The organism is Suipraeoptans intestinalis (assembly GCF_034091795.1).
Lineage (GTDB): Bacteria > Bacillota > Clostridia > Lachnospirales > Lachnospiraceae > Suipraeoptans > Suipraeoptans intestinalis.
This window is the reverse complement of sequence record NZ_JAXFXH010000027.1, coordinates 1-25,279: the sequence shown is the minus strand read 5'-3', so window position 1 is coordinate 25,279 and position 25,279 is coordinate 1. Positions and strand designations below refer to the sequence as shown.

The window sequence follows — 25,279 nt, the reverse complement described above, 5'->3', positions numbered from 1 at the left end:
GCTTTCTGTCATGCCGTTTCTATTGAAAATGATTATAACATACCTCTTAATGAAAAATAATACTTGCATTCTTTTTCCAAATTCGCTAGAATAGGTCTATCGGGGTATGGCTCAGCTTGGTCAGAGCGCACGGCTGGGGGCCGTGAGGTCGCAGGTTCGAATCCTGTTACCCCGACTGTAAAGAGAGCATCACACACTTTTGTCTGATGCTCTTTTTTGTTGTCAGCAAAACTACTGCTGCTCCATGCGGCCTCTTCTCTTCCGCTCCCCGCTATAATTGAATCACATCTTCTATCGTATAATAACCTGCCGGCTTCCCTTCCAGAAACACCGCACAGTCGCAGGCTCCTCTTGCAAAGCATTCCCAGTTATAGGAGTGGTGGGTAATTTCCAAACGCTCTCCCATTCCTCCCAAAAATACAGTATGACTGCTGGGGATATTGCCTGCCCGCAGGGAATGGTATCCCATGGTTCCCTTTTCTCTGGGAAATGCTCCTTCCCGTCCAAAAACAGCTATTTTTTCCCATTCCTTTCCCAGCGCCTTTGCCATCGCCTCTCCCAGCTCTCTGGATGTCCCGCTGGGAGCGTCGATCTTCCATTGATCATGCATTTCCAGGATTTCGACATCCGCCTCCGGCAGTAGTCGGACTGCTGTTTCCAGAAGCTTTCGCATAACATTGACCATCCTGGATGTATTTGCTGCGTAAAGAATAGGGATTTCTCCCGCGGCCTGTACAAATTTATTTCTCTCTTCTTCTGAAAATCCGGTAGTTCCACATACCAGCGCTTTTTTATGCCTGCGTGCGGCGTCCAGGACATTCATAGAGGTCTCTCTGGTAGAAAAATCAATGATCACATCACAGTCCTCTATGATCTCCTCCAGATCATCGTAGACCAGCTTTCCCAGATTTTCCCCCAGCATAGCCGCCTGTCCCAGGTCTTTGCCTACATAGTCTCTTCCTTTGGGGGCGACTCCTCCCACCAGAATCATATCCTCTCTCTGTGCTGCCGCCTGTATGATCAGCTTTCCCATTTTTCCTCTCGGTCCTATCACAATCACATTCATCTTTCTTCCCTCCCGTCTTTTCTTTGTTTTCGGATCCCTTTGGTAAAATTATAGCACATGGCAAAACTTCCAAAAATATTTTCTTGCTTTTTATTTTACAAGGATCTATAATTGTATCAAATTTATAATACAGGCGAACAAAGGAGGAATCTCATGATACTAGTAAATACAGATTACATCCCCGGAAAGAAGTTTGAGATCATCGGTCTGGTCAGAGGAACCATGGTACAGTCTGTACACATTGGAAAGGATATCCTGAATTCTTTCAAAACCATCGTAGGCGGCGAATTGACCTCCTATACGGAAATGATGAACGAATCCCGCGCCACCGCCACGCGCCGTATGGCAGAAGACGCCGCTTCCATGGGAGCTGATGCCGTTATCAACATCCGTTACGCTTCCAGTCAGATCGTTCAGAATGCTTCTGAAGTTATGGCCTACGGAACAGCCGTAAAATTTGTAGAATAATCCGGTCACAAAATGTTGCGGCCTTTGGAGCAGTTTTTCTGATCAACAAAAAATTTCAAGAGAGAGCCCTGCAAGTTGTCGCGTACTTGCAGGGCTCTCTCTTTTCCTATCACAGACATACGACGCTGATCCGGACGGGTCTTTGTTCTTTGTCGCCGCCTCTTTTATCAGATCAATGATTTTTCATCCATCCGCATTTTCTCCAGACGGCGTACTCTTTCATCTAGATGATGTTCTTTCATGTACTGATATACGCTGGGGGGTACATAGTCTGCCCACTCCTCTCCCAGCGCTATCTTTCGCCGGATACAGGAAGAAGATACGCCTTTTTGCTCCGGCGTTTTTCTCCACAGGATCTCCGTTCTGACTCCCAGGCCTTCCAGTATCCCAAGCTTTTCTGCATCCCATTCTTCATACAGCCCTAAAAAATATGTGGCGTCCTTTGGTGCATACTGTAAAATATATTCGGGAAGGTTGATGGGAAACGGAATAATATCAAATTCATTCTCCGGAACTCTGAATTCCCGAAGAGCCATCCGCAGCATTTCATACCGTTCAAAATAGGTAAAGGGATTTGCCGATTTCTCCGACCGGTTCCTATCTGCCTCCGACTCCTTTGTATGCAGTGCATCCGGGTTATTGATCCCAATAAAGAGCTTGGAGCACTTCATCTTTGCCGCCAGAATATATTCCATATGCTTCAAATTCAACACCTGAAACCTTCCGTTTACCACACCTGTTTCTATCACAGCACTCTCTCCTTCCCCATGGAAATCCTGCCTTCCGCCGGGGAAACTATTTCTGATTTGCCGGCTCTACCGCCACTGATTTCCCTTTGATCTTTGTCCGGTTCATGTTGGAAAGGATCTCTCTTGCGTAGGACTCCGGAACCTCTACAAATGTATATTTGTCATACATATCAATGGTTCCTACCAGATCTCCGGGAATATTGCTTTCACCGGTCAGCGCTCCCAGGATATCCCCCGGTCTTGCCTTGTTCTTTTTCCCGATATTGATAAAGAGCCTTACCATTCCCGGTTCTTCTGCTCCTGTATCTCCAAATCCTTCTTCCTCTCCATCCGCTCTTTCTCCAAAGCAGATCTTCAGCAGAGCGGCAGCCATATCCATACTGGTATATTCTGATTCATTTATCTTGGATTGTATCAAATTCAGATAAGATGTCAACTCCCCTTCTTCTATGACTCCTTCCACCTTGTCCATTAAAAGCTCCAGCTTTGTGTTCGCCACATCGTCCAACGACGGAACTTTTTGTGCCAGGATCCTGGTTTTACAATACTTTTGGATCTCCCTCAGCTTGTATACTTCTTTGCCTGTTACAAAAGAGAAGGAGCGCCCCACTCTTCCGGCCCTGCCTGTTCTCCCGATCCTGTGCACATAATATTCATCGTCCTGCGGAAGATCATAGTTGAACACCGCTTCTACTTCATCTACATCGATTCCTCTGGCCGCCACATCTGTCGCTACCAAAATATCTGTCTTTCCTTTTCGGAACCCTTCCATCACCCGGTCTCTCTGCGTCTGTTTCATGTCTCCGTGAAGACCTGCTGCAAAATAGCCTCTTCCCAGCAGTCCATTTACCAAAAGATCCACCTGCTTTTTCGTATTACAAAATACTACCGAGAGCTTCGGAGTATAGATATCCAGCAGTCTGGAAAGCACTTCCTCTTTGTTCTTCGGTCTGACTTCATAGTAGAATTGTTCAATATTGGGGACGGTCAGTTCCTTTTTTGTCACTTTGATGATCCTGGCCTGTTTCTGGAAGCGTTTTGTCAGATCCAGAATGGGCTTTGGCATTGTAGCAGAAAACAGGACAGTCTGCCTTTCTTCCGGAACTCCCTCCAGAATCGTCTCAATGTCTTCCCTGAATCCCATATTTAACATCTCGTCTGCCTCATCCAGCACCACTGTATGAACCCCGTCCATTTTCATGGTCCGGCGCCGCATATGGTCCATCACACGCCCCGGGGTCCCTACTACCAGCTGAGCCCCTTGTTTCAGGGAACGGATCTGTTTCACGATCTCCTGTCCCCCGTATACCGGCAGGATCTTTATTCCATGCAGATAGGCTGCCAGATTTCTGATCTCATCTGCCACCTGGATCGCCAGCTCACGAGTCGGACATAAGACCACCGCCTGCAGCTTCTTATTTTTGGGGTCTATCTTCTCCAAAAGCGGGATTCCGAACGCAGCCGTTTTTCCGGTTCCTGTCTGCGCCTGACCGATCACATCCTGTCCTTCCATGACAGCCGGAATCGCCTGTGTCTGAATCGGCGAAGCCTCCTCAAAGCCCATTTTTTTCACTGCCTTTAAAATTTCGGGGCAAATCCCCAGTTCCTCAAATCTTACTGTTTCCATTCTCTAACCTGTTTCTTCCTTTCCAACGAGATCCTTCTACCTCATTTCGATCCTGACGCCATCCTTTGGCGCAGATCATTCATGCCATCCTAAAGCTTTCTCTCCTGCCTGCTTTCTCATATCTTTCCATGCCGCATCCCAAAAAACGGCAGATGCATCATATCTTTCATATTTTTCAACACTCGTTCTCCGCAAGATGCACAAAGCTTGACGGAATTTTCGTCCTATGGGATGCAATTTCCCATGAAATAAAAATACCCTCTACCCGAACCAGGTAAAGAGTACCTACATTTTCCTGTGCCATCATAGCACAGATTCCCTTCGGCTGTCTACTTTTTTCTTGAAAACTGCCGGCTTCTTCCCTTATACTAGTGCCAGTCAATACTGTTTTTACAAAAAAAACATCCTGTTTACTTTTATAAAACCAAACATATTATCAAAGGAGATCTTTATGGAACAGCCTCATATTCCTACCGTACTCGCCGAACATCTGCCTTTTTGGAAGCAATTAACAGAACAGCAACGCTCGATTCTGATATCCGGCACTTCCTGCCTTTCCTACTCTGCAGATGCTACCCTGCACAGCACCGACTCCCAGTGTATCGGGATGCTGCTGGTGTTATCCGGTTCTCTGCGGGTCTATCTGCTGTCTGAGGAAGGCAGAGAGATCACATTGTATCGGATCTATCAGGATGAAGTCTGCGTGCTGTCTGCCTCCTGCGTCTTAAAATCCATTACGTTCGATGTGTTTATCGACGCTGTGGAGGACTGCCAGGTTCTGCAGCTGACCGCCTCTTCCCTGAATCGGATCGTAAAAGAAAATATCCATGCAGAATGCTTCTCCTACAAGATGGCAACAGAACGCTTCTCTGACGTGATGTGGGCCATGCAGCAGATCCTGTTTATGAGCTTTGACAAGCGCCTCGCCATCTTCCTTCTGGATGAATCGGCGATGTATCAGTCGGACGAACTCTACATGACGCACCAGCAGATCGCTAGACTTATGGGAACTGCCCGTGAGGTCGTGACCCGTATGCTGCATTACTTTTCCTCGGAAGGTTACGTAGAGCTGTCCCGCGGAATCGTCAGATTAACCGACAACCCCGGACTGCGGAAGCTTTTATAGTCTTCCACAGTCCGGGGTTCCCATACGCACTTTTCTTTCTAATCCCATTCTTCCTCAAAAGAAGCTTCTTCAAGGCTTGTCTGTTTCGCCTCGCCGGATACCACCTGATCCATCCAGCTCAGAATATCCTGGAAGACCTCTCTGCGGTCCGTCTCATTTAGGATCTCATGTCTGTCCTCCGGATAAAGCTTCATCTGCACCTGGCGCATCTTTGCGTTCTGATAGACGTCTGACAGCTTCTGAATCCCTTTTCCGTACCCTCCCACCGGGTCAGCCTCGCCGGATACCAGCAAAAGAGGCAGTCTTTTGGGGATTCTCCCTATGTTACTCAGCTTCTGCGCCTGCTCTATGCTGTGGAACAGATTATAGTATCCGTTTACTGTAAACTGAAAACTGCACCACGGATTCTCCAGGTAAGCGTCCACGATCTCCTCTTCTTTGGTCAGCCAGTCCATCTCTGTCCTTTTGGGAGAAATTCTGGATAAATATCCTGCAAATGCAATTTTTTCCAGGAGATTGCTTCTGTGTTTCCAGCCTTTGATTGCTACAAGTATCTGGCTCAACGCTTTTCCTGCCCAGATGGCAGGCAGCGGCTGCCAGCCTGATCCCATTACAATCAGCCCCGACAACTGTCTCCCATACATAGAGGCATATTGTCTGGCCAGAAAAGAACCCATGCTGTGGCCAAGAAGAATATACGGGACATTGGGATACTTTTCCTTCGTGATCTGATGCAGTCTGTGAAGATCCTGCAGCACAAAGGCATTGCCCCGGGTTTCATGAAAATACCCGTAACACGTTTCATCTGTCACTGATCTTCCATGTCCCAGATGATCATTTCCTACCACATAATATCCATGTTTTGCACAGACTTTTGCAAATTCATCATATCTTCCGATATACTCCTTCATCCCATGGCTGATCTGAAGAACTCCTGTCACCTGACCTTCCGGTTTCCATTCTATCCCGTGGATCCTGGTCACCTTGTCTGCTGAAAGATACGTAAATTCTCTCCTCATCGCTATACTCCCCCTCCTGTTTTCCATTACGCTCCCCGGAAATGCCAAAAGTACATTACCGGGTCATAGACGGCTGCCAAGGCTCTCCGCAAAATCCGGAGCTTTGACTCTTTATAACCGCAAAAAGACAGAGGTGTGGAATCCTCCACGACACCCTGTGCTTCCTGCGTCGACTTCCTTTGTCCTGCTTCTATCTTTTTCCATCCGGCTCTTTAGCCTTCCGTCATTTAAGCCTCCTGCTGTAAAAGCTCCAAAAGCTCTCCCTTGCTTTTTCCGCCTACCACTCTCTTTACCGCCTCACCGTTACGGAACACGATAAGAGTGGGTACAGACATCACTCTGAACTTTCTTGCCAGCTCCGGACTCTCATCCACATCCAGCTTACAGATCTTTGCGTCCGTTACCTCTCCGGCCAATTCATCGATCACCGGTCCCAATGCCTGACATGGTCCGCACCAGGTTGCCCAGAAATCTACCAGCACCGGAACTTTCGCCTCTAACACCTCTGCCTGAAAATTATCGTTATTTACATGAACTACTGCCATCTCTATCTTCCTTTCTTGTTTGAATCCTTGTGATTGTTGTTATCTGCCACCCATTATAGCACATTTTTATGAAAAAACTGTGATTTGGTCACAATTGTAGATTTTTTCCATCCAGCTGCGCTTCCAGCAGGCGATCCTTGGCATCATAGACCAGCTTCAGAGAAAAAAAGCTGTCTCTTTCTCGCAGCAGCTTCAGAAAGATCCTGTCTCCCTCCCAAAGGCTAAGACTGTCGATCTCTTCCAGCGGAACCCATTTCAACTCTCCCTCATCGCAGGAAATCTCCTGTCCGGTAAATCCGTCTCCGGTAAACAGCGACATATACTCCGTTACACCCTTCCCTGAAACAAAGGTGACCAGCCCCCGAAACCGAAAAGAGTACAGCTCGTATCCTGTCTCCTCCCGGACTTCCCGGATCAGGCACTCTTCCGGGCTTTCATTCGCCTCAAAATGACCGCCGACTCCAATCCATTTCCCTTCGTTTACATCCTCTTTCTTCTTGATTCGGTGGAGCATCAGATAGGCATCGTCTTTTTCCAGATAACAAAGGGTACTCAGACTCACATTCTGTTCCATCTCTTCCTCCTTTCTTTGCTGCATCCTCGCAAAACCTGCCGTTTTTCTAATTAAAGCCCACCAGCCGCCTTGCCACGTTGTAAGCCAGAGAAGAAATCTTCCTTCCGGAGCTTCCGGGAATGTTCATCGTCTGCCCCAAAATTCCATAACGGATCTTAAAATAAGTACGCAGATCCTTTCGTTTCAGATACTGCCACAATTCCTTTTTTTTCTGCAGATTTTCTTCATCCTTGGATCGGATCAAAAGAATGGAGGAGATGGTCATCATGATCGCCAGATAGTTGGTCATATACCGCCGCAGCTTTTTATTTCGGATTTCCCCCATCTCATATTGATCGATCATGGACTTGGTCACAAAGATCTGCTGGTCCACACGCCGGATCATGTTTGCCTCATTGACGGACTGGTCCTCCCGTCCGATAAAATACCGATAAAAATCCACATCCAGATAATACATCCTGCGTACCCATGGCAGCGGATAATACACATAGATATTATCCACGTAAAACGTGTGCTTGGGCAGTCTGAGCTGTCCTACCTTCAAAAGATCTGTCCTATAGATCACGGAGTGCATCAGAATATACTGATCCAGGCGGAACCTGTTGGTGTCCTCCCACTTAAAGAAGGTGTCCTGAGGCAGAGCATTTCTGTAATGGATGACCTTTTTCCGGGGCGCACCCTCTTTTTCATACACATAGTTGGAGATCAGCATATCTACCGACTGTCCGTTTGCTTCCAGCTTCCTGAAAAAGTCCAGGATCGTAAAAAGGCTGTATTCATCTACCCAGTCATCGCTGTCAACCACTTTAAAATATTTTCCTGTTGCATTGTCAAGACCTGCGTTTACCGCATCCCCATGGCCTCCGTTTTCTTTGTCGATCACCCGGACGATTCCCGGGTAGTCTGCTTCATACCGGTGCGCGATCTGCGAAGTGTTATCTTTTGAGCCGTCATTTACGATAATGATCTCAACCTCTTCCCCTCCTTTGAGAATACTTTCGATTGCCTTTTCCATATAAGCTTCTGAATTAAAGCATGGAATCGCAAATGAAATATACTTCATACCTTTCCCCTCTCTCTTCTTGTTCTGTCAAAGCCTGTCCCGCTCAGGGACATCCTTTCCCCGACGCCTGTATTCTTTTCATACAAGGTGTCTCCGTTTTCTGCTCCTGCCGAAACTGACGTCTGCTTCCATGACAGTATAAAACATTTTCTCTTCCTTTCCAATCCCCATGAAAAAGATTTGTCATTTTTCCCTTCTTCCGTTATAGTAGAGGACATAATGCAAAACAGGAGGATTCTTATGAAAAAGAATATGATCGTAGGTCAGTCCGGCGGTCCCACCGCCGTCATCAACAGCAGTCTGTACGGAGTGATCACCGAGGGACTAAAAAGCACTTCTCACATTGATAAGATCTATGGAATGATCAATGGGATCGAGGGGTTTCTCCACGACACCGTTGCAGATATCCGGAAGGAGGAACATCTTCATCAGCTGGATCTGATTCGCACCACTCCCGGCGCTTATCTTGGTTCCTGCCGGTATAAGCTTCCGGAGGATCTCACCGATCCTGTCTATCAAACATTGTTCCAGAAATTTTCTGCCCTGGATATCGGATATTTTTTCTATATTGGCGGCAATGATTCCATGGACACAGTGAGCAAGCTTTCAAAATATGCCTCTTCTGTAAACAGCACCATCCGCTTTATCGGTATCCCCAAGACTATAGACAATGATCTGATGGAAACAGATCATACGCCGGGGTACGGAAGCGCCGCAAAATATGTAGCCACCACCGTCAGGGAAATTGCCACGGACGCTAACGTCTATGATAATCTGAAATCTGTTACGATCGTGGAGATCATGGGACGGCATGCCGGGTGGCTGACCGCCTCCTCCATCCTTGCCAGAAAATTCAAGGGAGATAATCCTGTGCTGATCTATCTGCCGGAATCGGACTTTTCCACTGAAGATTTTGTAGCAAAAGTAGAAGCTTCCTTAGCGTCTACGCCTAATCTGGTGGTCTGTATCTCCGAGGGGATCCATGATAAGAACAAGACCTTCATCTGTGAATATACCCAGAGTGCAGGCGTAGATTCCTTTGGACACAAGATGCTTGCCGGCGCGGGAAAATATCTGGAAAATCTGATCCGGGAGAGATTGCATGTCAAAGTACGTTCCATTGAACTGAACGTCTGCCAGCGCTGTTCCTGCTCTCATCTTTCCCGCGTAGATCTGGACGAAGCAGAAAATGCCGGAATTTTTGCACTTCACTGCGCCCTCCAGGGGCAAACCGGAAAAATGATCACCTTCTGCCGGAACAGAAGCATCCCTTATGAACTCTCTTATGGGACTGTCGATGTAGATCTGGTATGTAACCGGGAAAAATCCGTTCCTTCCGAATGGATCACGCAGGATGGCTCTGACATCAGCGATTCTTTTATCGACTATGTCCGCCCCTTAACCCAGGGCTATGTAGAACTTCCTACAAAAAACGGGATTCCGCTTTTTGCCTATAGAAAATAATATCTTTTTAATTGAAAATAATTCTCAATACGTCTTTTTTATGCTATACTTCCCTCAAGGAGGGAACCATCATGATTAAGATTACGGATTTACACAAATACTATGGAACCAGCAAAAATCGTGTAGAAGTATTAAAAGGACTCAACCTGGAACTCCCCGATGGGAGGCTCATCTGCCTGCTTGGACCTTCCGGCTCCGGAAAATCCACTCTGCTGAATATTCTTGGCGGAATCGAAGAGATCGATGCCGGAAGCGTCCAGGTAAATGGGGAATCTCTGGAACATATGACCCGGAAAGAGCTGAGTTTATATCGCCGAAAGCATCTGGGCTTCGTATTTCAATTCTATAACCTGGTCAGCAATCTTACCGTGAAAGAAAATATCGAGGTAGGCGCCTATTTGTCCGACTCTCCGCTTCCTCTGGATCAGCTGACCGCTTCTCTGGGGCTGAAGCAGCACCTGTCTAAATATCCGAATCAGATTTCCGGCGGACAGGCTCAACGGACTTCTATCGGAAGAGCCATGATCAAAAACCCTTCTCTTCTTATCTGTGATGAGCCCACAGGCGCACTGGATTACGAGAGTGCAAAAGAAGTTCTCCGCCTGCTCGAACATCTAAATCAGACCTATCACACCACCATCATCATTGCGACACATAATGTCCAGATCGCAAATATGTGTCATCTCATACTAAAGCTTCATGACGGAACTCTTCAGTCGGTTTTGCAAAATGACCATTTGATTTCAGCGAACGAGGTGAATTGGTAATGAAAAATCCTGTAAATAAGAGAATCCCCCGAATCTTCCTGACCCAGCCCGGAAGATATTTCCCTATATTTTTCCTGCTGTTTTTAACCACGGTAATGATGTCATCCTTTTTTATCGTCCAGGGCTCCATCAAAAAATTGTATGAGCGAGATCTCCGGGAGAAAAAAGTGGAAAGCGGCCAGTTCACCGCCGCGCAAGAGCTGAGCTCCGATACGATTGCTTCTCTGGAAAAAGAAAACATCCGCCTGTATCAAAATTTTTATGTAGAAGAAACTTTTTCTCCAAATAAAGTCCTACGGATCTACCAAAACAGAACTTCCATCAACCTGCCATCTCTTTTTCAGGGAAGGCTGCCTAAAAAGGCGGATGAAATTGCCATTGCTCAAAATATGGCTGCCACCAACCACCAGCGCATCGGCGATACCATAAAGCTAGCAGGAAATTCCTTTAAGATCGTAGGATTTTTCTCTGTTCCGGATTACAGCTCTCTGCTGAAAAACCGTTCGGATCTGGTCATGGACACCGGCTATTTCGGGATTGCTCTGGTATCTGCCTCCGGCTTTCGCACCTTTGATCCCGCTTCCCTGAAATATTGCTATTCCTACCACACACAGGAAAAGCTCTCTGCTTCCCAGGCACACGAAAAGCTGAATACCTTAACAAAGATTGTTCACCAAAGCACCGCCGTTACAGACGGTGTGACCCGGTTCGACAATAAGTGTATCACCTATGTCATGGATGATATGGGAGGGGATGTCCCCATGATGATCACACTGATGACTCTGATTCTGATCTCTATATCTTTTGTGGTCACCATGCAGGCCAGAACTCTGATCGAAGACGAAGCTCCTGTGATCGGTACTCTCCTGGCTTCCGGCTATACGAAAAAAGAACTTCTTTTTCACTATCTTTGTATTCCTCTTTCCCTGACCATTCTTGCCTCAGCTTTGGGGAATCTCCTTGCTTACACCAAGGTCTATCATCTGTTTTCTGCTTTGTATTACAATTCCTTCAGTCTGCCTCCGTTTACTCCTGTATTCAGTCTGCGCGCATTTATCCTGACGACTGTCATTCCCGTTTCCATTATGTTTTTTGTGAATCTGCTGATGCTGTCCCTAAAGCTGAACCTGACTCCTCTGCGGTTCCTGCGAAAAGAATTTGTAAAACAGAAAAACCGGAAAACCCTCTCTCTGGAAAAACTGGGCTTTGTTCACCGGTTCAGGATCCGCGTCCTTTTGGACAACAAACTGAATATCCTGACGCTGTTTTTGGGACTGTTTCTTGCAAATGTTATGTTGATCTTTGGACTATCCTTTAAACCGATCTTTCACAAATACACGGATGATATCCAAAAAGAAATGAAATATAATTATATCACTTTGATAAAATCCCCTCAGCCGGTTCAAGAGGATGCAAAAAAAGCTGTTGTTGCTAAGCTGGATCTGGATTCTCTGGGAAAAGAAATCTCCTTCTATGGGATGGAATCCGGCAGCAAATACGAATCCTCCGCCCATATCCGACGGCTGGCTCCCGGAGAAGTTGCTGTTTCCAGAGGATTTTCCAGAAAATACCAACTAAAAACAGGCAGTCGGATCCAGGTGAAGATTCCCTACACCTCCCGGTCGGAAAAGTTGAAGATCGCTGTTATCATGAAGGACATCCATGCCGTAGAGGTCTACCTCCCCTTGAAACACCTGAACCGCCTTCTTGGAAAAGATCTCTCTTATTACAACGCATATTTTTCTGATACGAAGCTGTCCCTCAACAAAGACCTTCTGATCACAGAAATTGACAGAGCCGGCCTTTCCAAATATATGGATCACTTTTTGGATTCTTTCCAGTCAGTCAGCACAACTTTACTGGTAGTCTCCCTTTGTTTCTATCTGATCCTGCTTTATGTGCTTAGTAAGCTGATCCTGGATAAGTCCCGCACCGACATTTCTTATCTAAAGATCTTCGGGTTCCAGACCGGCGAAATTTCCCGGGTCTATATTGCTTCTGTCAGAAATGCGGTGATCCTGTACCTGCTCCTTCTGATGCCTTTGCTGGATATTTTTACAAAAAAATTGATACAGATTTCTTTCCGTAAACTGGACGCATATATTGAGGCTTCTATTCCCTTTTATATGTATCTGATCGCCTTTGTTCTTGGGATCGCCACCTATGTGCTGGTACAGTTTTTACAGGCCGGAAAAATCTCAAGGCTGAATATGGCGGAAAGTCTGAAGGAAGTCAGCGGATAAGCTTCGTTCACACTTTGTTCATCTTTCCTTTAAAAAACTTTCATTTGTAAAACACTTTTTTTTCATAGTTGCTCTTTATACTGAACGTATCAGTTAAGATTGATTTCATTCTTCTGATACGTTCTTTTGACCACTGACCAATAGTGCAAACTATTTTTCGAATAAACTTTTTCATAATACGTGCCGGGTGTCGCGAAGTCGATTACCCGGCATCCTCCCTTTTATGAGCCGGTTTTTTTCTCTTTTTATAAAGAACCGTTCCCCAGATCCCCCAAACCAGTGTACAGATTCCTGCAGTCCAGACAATTTTATTCCATTTTCTTTTGACAGGCTTTCCTGTTTTTCTGTTTAAGTTCTTATTTTCCTGCCAGACTTCCTCCCCTTTCGAATATTTCAGGCTGCGAATCGTTCTTTTCAGCCACCCTGCTCTTTGGACCACTGAAAATGACCGTGTCTGGACGGAAGTATTGCCTGCTGTATCCTCCGCCTCCACAGTCACCTTATAGGTCCCCGGATCTTGAAACCGCAGATCTTCTCTTTCTTTTTTCCCTTTTCTTTTTTGAAGTTCTCCATTGATCCAAACCCTTCTGATCCGGTCTGCCATCTTTTCTGTCCGGATCTTCAGATTTACTGCTTTTTCGTAAATCCCTTCCTCGTTTGCCCCTTCCCAGATTACGACGGGCGGTGTATGATCTATCATAAACTCTGCCTGTGCTCTCCCTGTGTTGCCGGCGGCATCCACCGCTGTTACCGTCAGTCTGTGCCTTCCCTCTTCCGTCACTTCCTCGCCTGCTGCATAGACTCTTTTGTCCAGTTCCATCACGTACTGAACACTGGTCATATCTTCTATCGTATCTTCCATGGGATATTCCCACACAAATGTTTTCCGGCAGCTTCCATTTAGCTGATCCACATATCGGATCACCGGATTCTGGCTGTCCAGGATCACGTGAAGTTCCTTCTTTGCCTGATGCCCTGCCAGATCCTCTCCCCAAAGCCTTATCTGATACTTTCCGTCTTTTTCCAGCCGGACACAGGTTTTTGCATCTTTTTTGTTTTTTTCCCAACCTCCTATTTCTACTTTTTCCTTTTGCTCTTTTCCTTCCTCTCTTTCCAGTACGCCTCCTGCTTCTTCCAGCCGATTTTCTTCCGTGATCGTGCAGGTCAGCTCCAGCGCCTTGCTGGTGATCGTATAGTCCTCTCCTCCTTCGATAGTGATGGTCGGCGGCTTCTTGTCAACATAGGCCTCTATCCCTTTTTCCTGGATATTCCCCGCCAGATCTTCTGCTCTTATTAGGATCTGTATCGGTAATCCTTCCACCGACTCCCCTGTGACCATCCCTTTCACTTCCTCTCTCCCTCTTTTAGTTTCTTTCCCATTTTCAAAACAAATGGTTGTCTCTACCCCGCTTCCGGTGTCTCTGCTGTACGCCGTAAATGCAAACGGTTCCTTGCGCCACCCGTAAAGCTCCGGCTGCGGCAGCAGCCGTATCTGGGGCGGAACCGTATCTATCAAAAATTCTCTCTCCCATCTACCCGTTTCTTTGGAATTTCCTTCCTCGTCTGTTCCCTCTTTTTCTGTGCTTTCCTTGTCTTCTCTCCAAAGGATCAGGGTCTGCCTCCCCTCTTCCCATTCCTGCTGCGGAAATTTCATTTCTGTCAGCGCCCCCTCGCCCCCTTCTGGGATCTCTCCTTCCTTTTCCGTTTTGTCCTCCCTTATCAACCGATATCGGATCGTTCCTTCCCGGGTCTGCCTGCTTATCTTTACCTCCGGCAATGTCCGGTAATATCCGCCCTTTCCATCCGGCAAAGACGCCTCCACCACAAGCTCCTTCTCCCTTTCTTTCGCTTCTTCCTGATTTTCTTCTTCCTGATTTTCTTTTTCCTGCTCTTCCTCTCTCCCCTCCCCTTCCTTCCGGTCTTTTTCCTCCTGCCAATCTTCTTTTCCGGTTTCGATCCCCGACGGCTGTTGTCTCAAATCTTCCTCTAAAACCTCCATCCGGTTCCTCCCGGCAGAATCGCTACCACCCATTTCTCCCGTCATCTCCCCGCTTTTCACCACTCCTTTTCCTTCTGCTCCCAGGCTCATCAAAAAACAGACTATGATGCAAAAAATCATTCCTGCTTTTTTCCAGACGCCCTCTCTTTTTTTCCCATGTGGCGCTCTTATTTTTCTATCCATATCTTCTCTTCCTCCTCTCGTATCCCGTACTCTTCCTGCAGCTTTTGAAATCCCCTGTCCTCTCTTAACTCCGGACAATCTTGCAAATATTTTTGGATCACACCGGCACAGTCTTCCCTGGTTTTTTCCTTGCTGTCACAATACCATTTAATGTGAAGGTTCCGTAATTCCCTGGAGGTTTTCAGTTCCTCCGTGCCTTTTTCCAAAAGCTTTCCCCTCTCCTCTTCCTGCCCGGTCTGACGCATCAAAAAATCCACTTTCTTGTACAGACTTTCTTTTTTCTTTTCCTCCTTTGTCAGGCCGATCAGATTTTCATACACCTTTGCCGATTTTTCTGTTTCTCCCAACTCCTCCCAGGCAATCGCCATGGCTTCCATGATTTCCCACATTTCTTTTTCACTCCATGTTTCCTTCTGGCACTCCCGTCCGATCTCAATAACCTTTTCATATCCTCTTGTACTTTTTAACTGCAGATACCCCTGGATCAAAAATCGTCGATAATATCTGCTCCTGCTTTGCTTTTCTTGTCCTTCCAGTCTTTTTAAACTTGTTTCTATCTGTTTTCCTCCCTTTTTCCTTCGGATCCCCTCCGCTACAATCTGAATGTCTTTCCCCGTTCCCCCTCGCTCTGCCAGCATCCTTAAATACGCTTTTCCCAGCTCCTCATTCCCCTGCTCCAGCACATATGCTATCGCCATATCCCTTTCCACTTCCTGTCCGGCGTCTTTCTTCTTTTCCTTCTGTCCGGCTCCTCTGCCTTTTCTGTCTTCTCCCCTTTTTGGGTTTTGTGTTCCTGTTTCAACATTTTCTCTTACTGCCGTTTCCTTCTCTTCTCTTTTTTCAAAGCCAACCGCCTGCGGGATAAAAAGCCATCCTGCCAACAGGATGAGAAGGATCCCTCCTCCTATCCCGATAATTTTTCCTGCTTTTTTTCTCCTGGGAGAAACCAGTCTTCCTTTTTCATGCGGTATCTCTTTTTTTATCTTAGAAGAGTCCGATGTTTTTCGATGATTTTTCAATTGCCTTTTGTTTTTTTGGCTCAGCCCGCTGATCCTTCGCTTTATCCGAAACAACGCCCCATATGCAAATGCCGGAGACGGATGCAGACAGGCAGAAATGATCTTACGCAGCTGCAGTTCCTCTCTCTTCCCAAGTCCCGGTGTGATCTGTCCATAGGTCAGGATATATTGTAGCGTCCTGCCCAGTCCAAACAGATCCAGCGCCAGGCTGGGTCTGTCGTAATATGTGCTTCCTTCCGGAAGAAAAAAGTTTCGGATCTTTCTTTGATTGATAAAAAGAATAGTTTTGTGATTGGTTTCAGAGGAGTAATCTAAAAGAAACAACTCCCGGGATGTGCTGATGATGATAGAATAAGGATTTAAAAATTGATAGCAGGGCTCTTCCCTGTCTTTGTACAACTGATCCAGCTGTTTTGTCATGGTTTCCACCCACGAAAAGAATTCTTCCTTGGAAATCTCCTTTTCTTCAGACAGAAGGTCTGTCAGCCGCCTTCCTCTGACGCTGTCCATTCCTCTGTGACATGTTTTCTGACACTGGATCAGACGAAGTACATCAAATCTTCGACCTGTCTGCAAATGATACACCTCTCTGTTAAAACAATGTAGTGAGATCAACTGTCTGTCTCTCTGCTAAAATATCCCAATGCTGCAAAAGATATCGTCTCCCTCTCAAAATAACACAATGCGGCCAAATATATGCCGTTTCGCCAAAACCTTGTAAGGGGAGCAACTGTATACTGCTTTTCCAAAACCTTGTAATGAGAACAACTATACGCCGCTTCGCCAAAACACTATATTGGGAGCAACTGTATACTGCTTTGCCAAAACCTTGTAATGGGAACAACTATGCGCTGCTTCGCCAAAACACTGTGATAGGAACAACTGTACGCCGTTTCGCCAACCCAATACAAGGGGAACCAGCTATACCTCTTCATTAAGATCATGCAATGGGAACAATGATGTGCCGCTTCGATGGATCATACGGCAGGATCTGCTGACAAACAGATAGACGCAGGTTTCCCTGCTAAGAATGAATTCATAGTATATGATTTTTTGTAAAAACACAAGGGAATTCCAGGATTTGTCAATTTTTATGAATGTTTTACAAAGGATATAAAAAAGGAATCGACATTGATTTTGTAAAAAAAGCTCCTTCTCCCAAAGCAACCCGATCCCTCTAAATAGGTCGCCCCCCAAATGCCATGTGCACTTTGAGGGGCAATTGATCCGTCAACGTCAGGACTTTCTGAAATGACTGCTTTCGATCCGTCCTGTTTCTTCTCTATCTGTGACTTAATTCCTTGGGAGTATACAGGTGTCTGGGGATCCCGTCTACCATAACAGGAGAAACGTCTCCCTGAATCAGCGGTCTTACATAGGATATAAATTCTCCGGTCACGTAGGTTCCTTCCTCATTGACCCATGCTCTGGGAACCAGTTTTTCGTCATTGGCGATCTTGTGGACATCCTTGACCTCTGTACCGCACTGGTACGGATCGTCTGAAAGTCTCTGCAATACTACCATTTTTCCGGAGTCTCCTTCATCCGCCGCCTTTACCGCTGCTCCGCCCACCTGATACGCCTCCAGGATATCCACTCTGGACGCCGCATGGGAGGCTGATCTTTGCAGGGTGCTAAGCTCGATAGCTCTGGTCTTGCATCCTACTTCTCCCGCGATAAAGCTTGCCAGATAGGAAGCGGTTCCGGATAACTGCTTGTGCCCAAAAGCGTCTACAAAGTCAATGCTGCTTCCCATCTCGCAGACATACCTTCCGTCTGCCACACGAATCCCTTCGGATACGGCAACCACAATAGACGTTTTTTCCTGGAGAAGCTTCTTCACCTTCCCGCAGAATTCTTCCAGGTCAAATACGATCTCCGGAAGATAGATCAGATCCGGTCCTTCGCAATCCTCTCCCTTGGAAAGCGCCGTTGCACCCGTCAGCCAGCCGGCATTGCGTCCCATGATCTCTACGATCGTCACCACACCTTTTTCATATTCCAGACAGAATCCATCCCGGATGATCTCCTTCATGGAGGTTCCGATGTATTTTGCTGCACTTCCGTATCCCGGCGTATGATCCGTCAACGCCAGGTCATTGTCAATCGTCTTGGGACACCCTACGAAGCGTGTGGAATGTCCGGTGATAATGGCATAATCCGACAGCTTTTTGATGGTATCCATGGAATCGTTTCCTCCGATATAGATAAAGGCTTCTATATCCAGCCTGTCCAGAATTTCAAAAATCTTATCATAAACCTCCCTGTTTTCATGGATCTCCGGAAGCTTATAGCGGCAGGATCCCAAAAAAGCCGCCGGTGTACGCTTCAGAAGCTCTGCATCCAGCTCCGTTTTAATATGATCTGACAGATCTATATACTTTTCCTGAAGAAGTCCCTGCACCCCGTGCAGCATCCCGTATACCTTGTTTGCACCTCTGTCCTTTGCTGTGCGGTACACTCCCGCCAGACTGGAATTAATGGCGGCAGTCGGTCCGCCCGACTGTCCTACGATCACATTTCTCTTCATGACAAACTCCCTTCCTTCTTTTCCTGTATTTTCTGATTTCATCTTTATTATTTTAGTATATTTTTATAGAAATGTCCATAAAACCGAAGGTTTTTTTATTCATTTTTATCAATATGTTCCATCTGTTTTGCACGCTCTGATGCCCGGGCAAGCCCTCTCATGCAGCCGTTTCCCAATAGCTCCACCACTTCTCCCTTTTCCGCCTTTCCCCGCATTTCACACTGATTTCTACAGGCGGTGCATGTCATTACAAATTCTTCCACTTTCTCTCCTCCTTCTGTTCTGTCTGTTCTCTCGTACCCGGTCTCTTCTATCCCGTTTCCGGTTTTTATCCTGCTTCTATATCCTGTTTTTCGTTTTAACGTATCATGCTGCGGCGGATCGCTTTTGCCACACGGTTTCATACCGCTGCAGCGCGGTCCTGACAGAGTATTTTCTGTGATATGACAAAAGAGCCTACACCGGTAGGCTCTTTCCTCCTTAAAGCGTTCCGCTCCAATCGTAGGGCGTCGCCTGATACACATAATAATTCAACCAGTTCGTATACAGATTGTTGGCCGCCGCCCTCCAGGTGAGCAGCGGTTTTTCCCTGCTGTCATCCTTGGGGTAATAGTTCACCGGCATCTGAATAGCCAGCCCTTTCTCCAGATCCCTTTTATATTCTGCATCCAGCGTCACTCTGTCATACTCCGGATGTCCCATAACGAAGATCTGCCGTCCTTCCTTCGCCGTGGCAATAAACAGCCCCGCTTCTTCTGATTCTGCCAGCACCGTCAGCCTTTCATCCTTTCTGATTTCCTCCATGGGAACCTCCGTATGCCGGGAATGCGGCGCAAAAAATACATCGTCAAAGCCTCTGACCAGAGGGATTTTTCGATTTAGGACCCTGTGCTGAAATACGCCAAACATTTTCTCTTTCAGCGGAACCTTCTGGATCCCGTAGTGGTAATATAAGCCTGCCTGCGCGCCCCAGCAAAGATGCAGGGTAGAGGTCACATGCTCATTGGTCCACTCCATGATCTCCTTTAATTCTTCCCAATAGTTCACTTCCTCAAAGGGCATCTGCTCTACCGGCGCTCCCGTAATGATAAAGCCGTCAAACTTTTCTTCCCGGATCTCATAGAAACGCTGATAAAACTTATTCAGATGACTGGTAGGAGTGTTCTTCGACTTATGGCTTGCCACGTTGACAAACACCACGTCCACCTGCAAGGGTGTATTGGAAAGGGAACGAAGAATCTGCAGCTCCGTGTCCTCCTTCAATGGCATCAGATTCAAAAGTCCGATCCGGATAGGACGAATATCCTGATGGACGGCACGGTGTTCATCCATCACAAAAATGTTTTCCTGTTCCAAAATCTCTTTGACGGGCAAATCGTTCTGTACTCGAATTGGCATGTTTTCCTATTCCTCCATTTTGCTGTCCTTTTTGTCTTTGCCGTCTGCTTCTAAGTGCAGTCCTTTTTTTCCTTCTTCATGAAAATACTGTCCGGAATCATCCACATAGCTTTTCATATCGTAATAGTTAGAATCCAAAGGCAGTTCCTTCTTTTCCAGCCGCCCTTTGATCCACATATCGGCAATGTAGTACAATACCGCAAAGGTGGGCACTCCCATGATCATTCCTACAAATCCAAACATTCCGCCTCCCAGAAGAATGGATACCACCACCCAAAAAGCCGACAGGCCGGTAGAATCTCCCAGGATCTTGGGCCCCAGGATATTTCCGTCAAACTGCTGGAGTACCAGAATGAAAATGATAAAATACAGTCCCTTCATGGGATCCTCCAGCATGATCAAAAAGGCGCTGGGGATCGCTCCGATATAAGGTCCGAAAAAGGGGATCACATTGGTAGTTCCCACGATCACACTTACCAGTATAGCATAGGGCATCTTCAATACGCTCAGTCCGATAAAACACAAGACCCCTATAATGGCAGAATCAATTACCTTACCGATAATAAATCCTCCGAAGATCTCATTACTTTTTGTTGTGATGTGCAGGATCAGGTTCGCCTGTCTGAACGGGAAAATGGAATACACTGCTTTTTTGGACTGCTTCGCAAATGTTTCTTTTCCGGACAATAGGTATACAGAGATAATGACTCCCACTAAAAACTTAAAGATTTCGTTGAGGATGTTGAAAACTCCTACCGTTAAATTGGACATCACGGCATTGGCACGGCTGAGAAGATCCGTCCGGATCCACTTCTGGAACATCTGCGTTCCTTCTGTGATCCCCGTCTTCAGCAGTTTTCCCGTGGTAGAATCGTCCAGCTGGATCTCACTGACCTTCCTGACCAGCAGGTTCATTTGCCCCGGGAGATTATAAGCCAGCTTCAGGATACTCCTGTAAAGCTCCGGGATCAACAGGTTAAACAGCGTAATCACCACCACTACCATGATCAGCAGCGCCAAAAAGATTCCGGTCCCCCTGGAAAGCTTTTCTGCCCTCTTTTTGTTTTTCATCGTCTTTTCCAGAACGGGAAGCAAATACTTGTCCGTCTGCTTTACGATGGGATTGAGCAAATATGCCACCACACATCCGTAAATGACCGGCTTTAATACTTCTGCAATTTTTCTGGTCAGATCTGAAATATTGGTAAATCTAAGCAGCGCAAAATAAAACAGGATACTGGCTGCGATCACCAGAAAATAGGTCATACCTCTGGCAAACTGTTGCCGAAGCTTGGAAGGTTTTCCCCCTCCCAGCTTCGGCTTTGCCGTATAATAAGCCTTTTGCTCCTCCTGTGTCTGTTCCGTCATTTTTTTATCTTCCTGCATATCATCTCCGTTCTTCTCTATTCGTCCTTCTGAACTTCTCTTTGGATCTTTCCTTCAATTTCCTCCAGGATCCCGGATATAAAAGCTTCTGTTGATCTCTGTCCCTCGTCTCCGGCAAACCGGCTTCTTACTGCTACCAGACCTTCTTCCTCTTCCTTGGCTCCCACCACCAGCATGTACGGAACCTTGTTCATCTGTGTCTCCCGGATCTTATAGCCAATCTTTTCTGCTCTCTCGTCGATCTCTCCACGAATGCCTGCCCGGTTCAGCTGCTCCAGCACGCTTCTTCCGTATTCCACATACTTCTCCGAGATCGGCAGAACCCGCACCTGCACCGGCGCCAGCCAGGTAGGAAAGGCTCCTGCAAAATGCTCTGTCAGGATTCCGATAAACCGTTCAATGGATCCAAACGCCACTCGGTGGATCATGATGGGACGATGCTTTTCTCCGTCCGCTCCGGTGTATTCCAGTTCAAATCTTTGGGGCAGCTGCATATCCAGCTGGATGGTTCCGCATTGCCAGGTCCTTCCGATAGAATCCTCCAGATGGAAGTCGATCTTCGGTCCATAAAAAGCTCCGTCTCCTTCATTAATGACATAGTCCCGTCCCAGGTCGTCTAACGCTCCCTGTAATCCTTCTGTTGCGATCTCCCAATCCCTGTCGTCTCCCATGCTGTTTTCCGGCCTTGTGGAAAGCTCGATGTGGTATTTAAATCCAAACAGACTGTAAACCTCGTCGATCAGCCTGACCACTCCCTTGATCTCCTCTCGGATCTGCTCCGGAGTCATGAAAATATGGGCGTCATCCTGTGTAAAGCAGCGTACACGGAACAGACCGTGAAGGGCTCCCGACTTTTCATGACGATGCACCAGTCCCAGTTCTCCTGCACGCAGCGGAAGATCCTTATAGGAGCGGGGTTCCGATTTGTAGACCAGCATTCCGCCGGGACAGTTCATCGGTTTGATGGCAAAGTCTTCTCCGTCGATCTGAGTGGTGTACATGTTTTCTCTGTAATGATACCAGTGTCCTGAAGTCTCCCACAAATGTCTGCTTAGGATCACCGGAGTGGAAATCTCCACATATCCGTTGTCCTTATGCAACTGTCTCCAGTAATCCAGCAAAGTGTTTTTCAGCACCATTCCCTTGGGAAGGAAGAAGGGGAAGCCCGGTCCCTCCTCACACATCATAAACAGCCCCAGCTCTTTTCCTAGCTTTCTGTGATCTCTCTTTTTGGCCTCCTCCAGCCGGTGAAGGTATTCTTCCAGCTGCGCCTTCTTTGGGTAGGAGATTCCATAGATACGAGTCAGCATTTTATTCTTTTCACTGCCTCTCCAGTAGGCCCCTGCCAGACTGGTAAGCTTTACTGCCTTTACTGCCTTTGTTGACATCAGATGAGGCCCTGCGCACAGATCTACAAATTCTCCCTGCTGGTAGAAGCTGATCTCCTCTCCTTCCGGAAGATCCTGAACCAGTTCTATCTTGTAGTTTTCTCCCTTTTCTTCAAAATATGCGACCGCTTCCTCCCGCGGCTTTGTAAACCGCCGGATCGGGAGATTTTCCTTTACGATCTTTTTCATTTCGGCTTCTATTTTTTCCAGATCCTCCGCTACAAAGGGAATCTCTCTGTCTACATCATAATAAAATCCATTCTCAATAGAAGGTCCGATAGCCAGCCTGGTATCCGGATACAGCCGTTTAATCGCCTGTGCCAGAATATGAGAAGAAGTATGCCAGAATGCTCCTTTTCCTTCTTCCTGTTCAAATGTCAGGATCTCCAGCTGACAGTCTTCCCGGATCTCTGTCCGCAGATCCACGATCTCTCCGTCTTTCTTCCCTGCTGTCGCTGCCCTTGCCAGTCCCTCGCTGATATCCTTTGCGATCTCCAGCACGGACATGCTCTGCGCATATTCTTTTACTTCTCCGCCTTTTAATTGTACTTTCATGGCTTCTTCCTCTCTTTCTTTTTATGTGTTCGGCTGTCTGGAATCTGATCCTTCGCCGTCCTGTAATGTCTGCTTTAGCTTCCTTCCGCAAAATATCGTTCCCACCGGAAGCTTTCTTGTTTCACAGGGTCTCTCTTTCTTATAAAACAAAAAAGCCCCTTACAGCATACTGCCGTAAGGGACGAGTTGACTTCTCGCGGTTCCACCCTGCTTGCACCGGAAATTCCGGTGCCTCTTCATTGTGACGATAACGGTGCCGCCGGGCTGTTTTGCAGCCACTCAGAGGTGGTTTTCAAATGGTTCCTGCCTAAGAAGCTCTCAGCCTGCGGCTTCTTCTCTCTGTAAAGATTTCCCATCCTACTCTTCGCTCTTCAACGTGTTTTCTTTTATACAGGATTATATAGGACTCATTATAGCACCGTTCCCATAATTGTCAACACCTTATTTTCCGCAGCATTTCTTATATTTCTTTCCGCTGCCGCAGGGACATGGTTCATTTCTTCCCACCTTCTTTTCCTTGCGAATAGTGCCGGACTCCTTCTGTTCCTTGTACAGTTTCTTCCGTTCTTCCTCTGTATAGATCCTTTCCCACTGGGGCAGTTCATACAGCCAGTCTGCCTTTGCTGCCACCATATTCTTATACAGCTTTTCCGTGTCAAATGCCAGGCTGACTTTTGTATCCTCGTCCATGGTCTCGATCGGATTTTCCGTTTTCAGACTTTCATTGATCCCATCCAAAAAACCTACCATGGTCAGCACTTCCTGCCCGTATTTTTCTGCCAGTTCCTTTACGCTTCCTTCGACTTCCTCCTCCGGATGCTCCAGCAGCTTTTCGTAGATCTCCTTTTCTATCTGAAAATAGGATCCCCAGAAATTCTGAAGCTGTCCCTTATCTGCCGTCTCGTCATAGGCAATGCCTCTCCATTGCTCCAATAGTGTCTTGCTCATCGCTTTTTCTACGGCGGCGGTCGCCTGCCGTATCTCCTTTCATCTATTTTCTGTAAATAATGTCGTTCCTTCCCGGTCCGTTGGATACCATGGTGATCGGATACCCGATCTGCTCCTCCACAAATTCAATGTACTCTCTGCAGAGTCTGGGAAGCTTTTCATATTCCCGGATGCCGCTGATGTCACAGTTCCATCCCTCCAGCACCTTCCAGACAGGCTTTGCCTTTTCCAGCAAATGTGTGGTAGGAAATTCGGTGGTCACCTCTCCATTGATCTCATAGCCGACGCAAACAGGGATTTCTTTCAAATATCCCAAGACATCCAGCACCGTAAACGCTACGTCTGTGGTGCCCTGAAGTCTGCACCCGTACTTGGAGGCCACACAGTCAAACCACCCCATCCTTCTGGGACGTCCTGTGGTCGCTCCGTACTCTCCGCCGTCTCCGCCGCGTCTTCTCAGCTCGTCTGCTTCTTCTCCAAAGATCTCGCTGACAAATGCCCCTGCTCCTACTGCACTGGAATAGGCTTTGCATACCGTGATGATCTGCTTGATCTCATAGGGAGGGATTCCCGCTCCGATCGCTCCGTAGGCTGCCAGTGTAGAAGAGGAAGTCACCATAGGATAGATCCCGTGATCTGTATCCTTCAGGGAACCCAGCTGTCCTTCCAGCAAAACTTCCTTTCCTTCCTTCAGCGCTTCATGCAGATACAAAGACGTATTGCACACATAGGGTTCTATCATCTTTTTGTATCCTTTGAGTTCTTCCAGCAGATCCTCCGGTGTGATCGCCGGTTTGTGATACAGGTTTTCCAGCAGTACATTTTTCTGCTCTGCCACACGGACCACTTTTTCTTTCAGCAGCTCCTCATCAAACAGCTCGCTGACCTGAAATCCTGTTTTTGCATATTTATCCGAATAGAAAGGCGCGATCCCGGACTTGGTGGATCCAAAAGATTTGCCTCCCAGCCTCTCCTCCTCATAGGCGTCCAGCGCCTTGTGGTAGGACATGACCATCTGGGCTCTGTCCGATACCAGAATCTTTGGCATGGGAACCCCCTGCTCCACGATGGACTGGATCTCTCCAAACAATACGGGAATATCCAGAGCCACACCATTGCCTATGATACTTGTGGTATGTTCATAAAACACTCCGGACGGAAG

The 25,279-nt window shown here is 47.0% G+C and carries 22 protein-coding genes, 1 tRNA gene and 1 other annotated feature; of the genes, 6 read left to right on the top strand and 17 right to left on the bottom strand.

Going from position 1 to position 25,279, the window contains the following annotated elements:
- Nucleotides 1-100 precede the first annotated feature (100 nt).
- A tRNA-Pro gene (locus SOW26_RS09360) sits at nucleotides 101-175 on the top strand.
- A gap of 96 nt (nucleotides 176-271) precedes the next feature.
- Here the strand turns inward: SOW26_RS09360 and dapB are convergent.
- The gene (gene dapB, locus SOW26_RS09355) at nucleotides 272-1,066 is read right to left on the bottom strand and encodes a 4-hydroxy-tetrahydrodipicolinate reductase (protein WP_320652290.1); all 795 of its coding nucleotides are present in this window, start codon (nucleotides 1,064-1,066) and stop codon (nucleotides 272-274) included.
- A 153-nt stretch (nucleotides 1,067-1,219) separates the two neighbouring features.
- Here dapB and SOW26_RS09350 point away from each other — a divergent pair, with 153 nt between their 5' ends.
- The gene (locus tag SOW26_RS09350; RefSeq protein WP_154475903.1) at nucleotides 1,220-1,534 is read left to right on the top strand and encodes a YbjQ family protein; all 315 of its coding nucleotides are present in this window, start codon (nucleotides 1,220-1,222) and stop codon (nucleotides 1,532-1,534) included.
- Between the two features lie 167 nt (nucleotides 1,535-1,701).
- Here the strand turns inward: SOW26_RS09350 and SOW26_RS09345 are convergent, their stop codons facing one another.
- Complete coding sequence (locus SOW26_RS09345) at nucleotides 1,702-2,283, bottom strand: nucleotidyl transferase family protein (RefSeq protein WP_276960039.1); 582 nt, start codon at nucleotides 2,281-2,283, stop codon at nucleotides 1,702-1,704.
- 46 nt (nucleotides 2,284-2,329) lie between these two features.
- Nucleotides 2,330-3,910: a DEAD/DEAH box helicase gene (locus tag SOW26_RS09340; RefSeq protein ID WP_276960040.1), complete on the bottom strand. Its 1,581-nt coding sequence runs from the start codon at nucleotides 3,908-3,910 to the stop codon at nucleotides 2,330-2,332.
- A 451-nt stretch (nucleotides 3,911-4,361) separates the two neighbouring features.
- Between SOW26_RS09340 and SOW26_RS09335 the strand changes: the two genes are divergently transcribed.
- Entirely contained in the window at nucleotides 4,362-5,036 is a 675-nt protein-coding gene (locus SOW26_RS09335) for a Crp/Fnr family transcriptional regulator (protein ID WP_276960041.1), read from the top strand.
- A gap of 38 nt (nucleotides 5,037-5,074) precedes the next feature.
- Here SOW26_RS09335 and SOW26_RS09330 read toward each other — a convergent pair whose 3' ends face one another.
- The 4 genes from SOW26_RS09330 to SOW26_RS09315 all read right to left on the bottom strand — a co-directional run bounded on the left by SOW26_RS09330 (nucleotide 5,075) and on the right by SOW26_RS09315 (nucleotide 8,237).
- On the bottom strand, nucleotides 5,075-6,055 hold the full coding sequence (locus tag SOW26_RS09330; RefSeq protein WP_276960042.1) for an alpha/beta fold hydrolase: 981 nt from the start codon (nucleotides 6,053-6,055) through the stop codon (nucleotides 5,075-5,077).
- A gap of 227 nt (nucleotides 6,056-6,282) precedes the next feature.
- The gene (gene trxA / locus SOW26_RS09325; RefSeq protein WP_154475909.1) at nucleotides 6,283-6,600 is read right to left on the bottom strand and encodes a thioredoxin; all 318 of its coding nucleotides are present in this window, start codon (nucleotides 6,598-6,600) and stop codon (nucleotides 6,283-6,285) included.
- A gap of 88 nt (nucleotides 6,601-6,688) precedes the next feature.
- Nucleotides 6,689-7,174 (bottom strand): NUDIX hydrolase, encoded by a 486-nt coding sequence (locus SOW26_RS09320; protein WP_276960043.1) that lies wholly within the window; start codon nucleotides 7,172-7,174, stop codon nucleotides 6,689-6,691.
- A gap of 46 nt (nucleotides 7,175-7,220) precedes the next feature.
- On the bottom strand, nucleotides 7,221-8,237 hold the full coding sequence (locus tag SOW26_RS09315) for a glycosyltransferase family 2 protein (RefSeq protein ID WP_154475913.1): 1,017 nt from the start codon (nucleotides 8,235-8,237) through the stop codon (nucleotides 7,221-7,223).
- A gap of 240 nt (nucleotides 8,238-8,477) precedes the next feature.
- Here SOW26_RS09315 and SOW26_RS09310 point away from each other — a divergent pair, with 240 nt between their 5' ends.
- The 3 genes from SOW26_RS09310 to SOW26_RS09300 all read left to right on the top strand — a co-directional run bounded on the left by SOW26_RS09310 (nucleotide 8,478) and on the right by SOW26_RS09300 (nucleotide 12,711).
- A complete protein-coding gene (locus SOW26_RS09310; RefSeq protein ID WP_276960044.1) occupies nucleotides 8,478-9,701 on the top strand; it encodes a 6-phosphofructokinase in 1,224 nt (407 codons plus the stop codon).
- 68 nt (nucleotides 9,702-9,769) lie between these two features.
- The gene (locus SOW26_RS09305; protein ID WP_334305143.1) at nucleotides 9,770-10,468 is read left to right on the top strand and encodes an ABC transporter ATP-binding protein; all 699 of its coding nucleotides are present in this window, start codon (nucleotides 9,770-9,772) and stop codon (nucleotides 10,466-10,468) included.
- A complete protein-coding gene (locus SOW26_RS09300) occupies nucleotides 10,468-12,711 on the top strand; it encodes an ABC transporter permease (RefSeq protein ID WP_320652289.1) in 2,244 nt (747 codons plus the stop codon). Before SOW26_RS09305 ends, SOW26_RS09300 begins: the two co-directional genes overlap by 1 nt.
- Nucleotides 12,712-12,913: 202 nt before the next feature.
- Here the strand turns inward: SOW26_RS09300 and SOW26_RS09295 are convergent, their stop codons facing one another.
- From SOW26_RS09295 to SOW26_RS09250, 10 genes are all read right to left on the bottom strand, one after another.
- Complete coding sequence (locus SOW26_RS09295; protein ID WP_320652288.1) at nucleotides 12,914-14,893, bottom strand: Ig-like domain-containing protein; 1,980 nt, start codon at nucleotides 14,891-14,893, stop codon at nucleotides 12,914-12,916.
- On the bottom strand, nucleotides 14,878-16,488 hold the full coding sequence (locus SOW26_RS09290) for a hypothetical protein (protein WP_320652287.1): 1,611 nt from the start codon (nucleotides 16,486-16,488) through the stop codon (nucleotides 14,878-14,880). The genes SOW26_RS09295 and SOW26_RS09290 overlap by 16 nt, the downstream gene beginning before the upstream one ends.
- 345 nt (nucleotides 16,489-16,833) lie before the next feature.
- Nucleotides 16,834-16,977: a hypothetical protein gene (locus SOW26_RS09285; protein ID WP_320652286.1), complete on the bottom strand. Its 144-nt coding sequence runs from the start codon at nucleotides 16,975-16,977 to the stop codon at nucleotides 16,834-16,836.
- 217 nt (nucleotides 16,978-17,194) lie between these two features.
- Nucleotides 17,195-18,442, bottom strand: a complete 1,248-nt coding sequence (locus tag SOW26_RS09280; RefSeq protein ID WP_154475925.1) for a 6-phosphofructokinase — start codon at nucleotides 18,440-18,442, stop codon at nucleotides 17,195-17,197.
- Between the two features lie 95 nt (nucleotides 18,443-18,537).
- Nucleotides 18,538-18,705, bottom strand: coding sequence for a hypothetical protein (locus SOW26_RS09275; protein WP_154475927.1), 168 nt, complete (start codon nucleotides 18,703-18,705; stop codon nucleotides 18,538-18,540).
- Nucleotides 18,706-18,922: 217 nt separating this feature from the next.
- The gene (gene metA / locus SOW26_RS09270; protein ID WP_276958670.1) at nucleotides 18,923-19,840 is read right to left on the bottom strand and encodes a homoserine O-acetyltransferase MetA; all 918 of its coding nucleotides are present in this window, start codon (nucleotides 19,838-19,840) and stop codon (nucleotides 18,923-18,925) included.
- A gap of 6 nt (nucleotides 19,841-19,846) precedes the next feature.
- Nucleotides 19,847-21,208 (bottom strand): AI-2E family transporter, encoded by a 1,362-nt coding sequence (locus tag SOW26_RS09265; RefSeq protein ID WP_235899192.1) that lies wholly within the window; start codon nucleotides 21,206-21,208, stop codon nucleotides 19,847-19,849.
- Between the two features lie 35 nt (nucleotides 21,209-21,243).
- Entirely contained in the window at nucleotides 21,244-23,169 is a 1,926-nt protein-coding gene (thrS, locus tag SOW26_RS09260; protein WP_320652285.1) for a threonine--tRNA ligase, read from the bottom strand.
- A 174-nt stretch (nucleotides 23,170-23,343) separates the two neighbouring features.
- Nucleotides 23,344-23,553, bottom strand: a binding site (T-box leader).
- A gap of 57 nt (nucleotides 23,554-23,610) precedes the next feature.
- The gene (locus tag SOW26_RS09255) at nucleotides 23,611-24,117 is read right to left on the bottom strand and encodes an SEC-C metal-binding domain-containing protein (protein WP_154475935.1); all 507 of its coding nucleotides are present in this window, start codon (nucleotides 24,115-24,117) and stop codon (nucleotides 23,611-23,613) included.
- A 43-nt stretch (nucleotides 24,118-24,160) separates the two neighbouring features.
- Nucleotides 24,161-25,279 (bottom strand): adenylosuccinate synthetase (locus SOW26_RS09250; protein ID WP_320652284.1); only part of this gene is annotated, 1,119 nt, incomplete at its 5' end.

Bases quoted from the DNA above. Each gene is read 5' to 3' on its own strand.
- dapB (WP_320652290.1), bottom strand. From the start codon at position 1,066: ATGAATGTGATTGTGATAGGACCGAGAGGAAAAATGGGAAAGCTGATC.
- SOW26_RS09350 (WP_154475903.1), top strand. From the start codon at position 1,220: ATGATACTAGTAAATACAGATTACATCCCCGGAAAGAAGTTTGAGATC.
- SOW26_RS09340 (WP_276960040.1), bottom strand. From the start codon at position 3,910: ATGGAAACAGTAAGATTTGAGGAACTGGGGATTTGCCCCGAAATTTTA.
- SOW26_RS09335 (WP_276960041.1), top strand. From the start codon at position 4,362: ATGGAACAGCCTCATATTCCTACCGTACTCGCCGAACATCTGCCTTTT.
- SOW26_RS09330 (WP_276960042.1), bottom strand. From the start codon at position 6,055: ATGAGGAGAGAATTTACGTATCTTTCAGCAGACAAGGTGACCAGGATC.
- trxA (WP_154475909.1), bottom strand. From the start codon at position 6,600: ATGGCAGTAGTTCATGTAAATAACGATAATTTTCAGGCAGAGGTGTTA.
- SOW26_RS09320 (WP_276960043.1), bottom strand. From the start codon at position 7,174: ATGGAACAGAATGTGAGTCTGAGTACCCTTTGTTATCTGGAAAAAGAC.
- SOW26_RS09315 (WP_154475913.1), bottom strand. From the start codon at position 8,237: ATGAAGTATATTTCATTTGCGATTCCATGCTTTAATTCAGAAGCTTAT.
- SOW26_RS09310 (WP_276960044.1), top strand. From the start codon at position 8,478: ATGAAAAAGAATATGATCGTAGGTCAGTCCGGCGGTCCCACCGCCGTC.
- SOW26_RS09300 (WP_320652289.1), top strand. From the start codon at position 10,468: ATGAAAAATCCTGTAAATAAGAGAATCCCCCGAATCTTCCTGACCCAG.
- SOW26_RS09295 (WP_320652288.1), bottom strand. From the start codon at position 14,893: ATGGATAGAAAAATAAGAGCGCCACATGGGAAAAAAAGAGAGGGCGTC.
- SOW26_RS09280 (WP_154475925.1), bottom strand. From the start codon at position 18,442: ATGAAGAGAAATGTGATCGTAGGACAGTCGGGCGGACCGACTGCCGCC.
- metA (WP_276958670.1), bottom strand. From the start codon at position 19,840: ATGCCAATTCGAGTACAGAACGATTTGCCCGTCAAAGAGATTTTGGAA.
- SOW26_RS09265 (WP_235899192.1), bottom strand. From the start codon at position 21,208: ATGACGGAACAGACACAGGAGGAGCAAAAGGCTTATTATACGGCAAAG.
- thrS (WP_320652285.1), bottom strand. From the start codon at position 23,169: ATGAAAGTACAATTAAAAGGCGGAGAAGTAAAAGAATATGCGCAGAGC.
- SOW26_RS09255 (WP_154475935.1), bottom strand. From the start codon at position 24,117: ATGAGCAAGACACTATTGGAGCAATGGAGAGGCATTGCCTATGACGAG.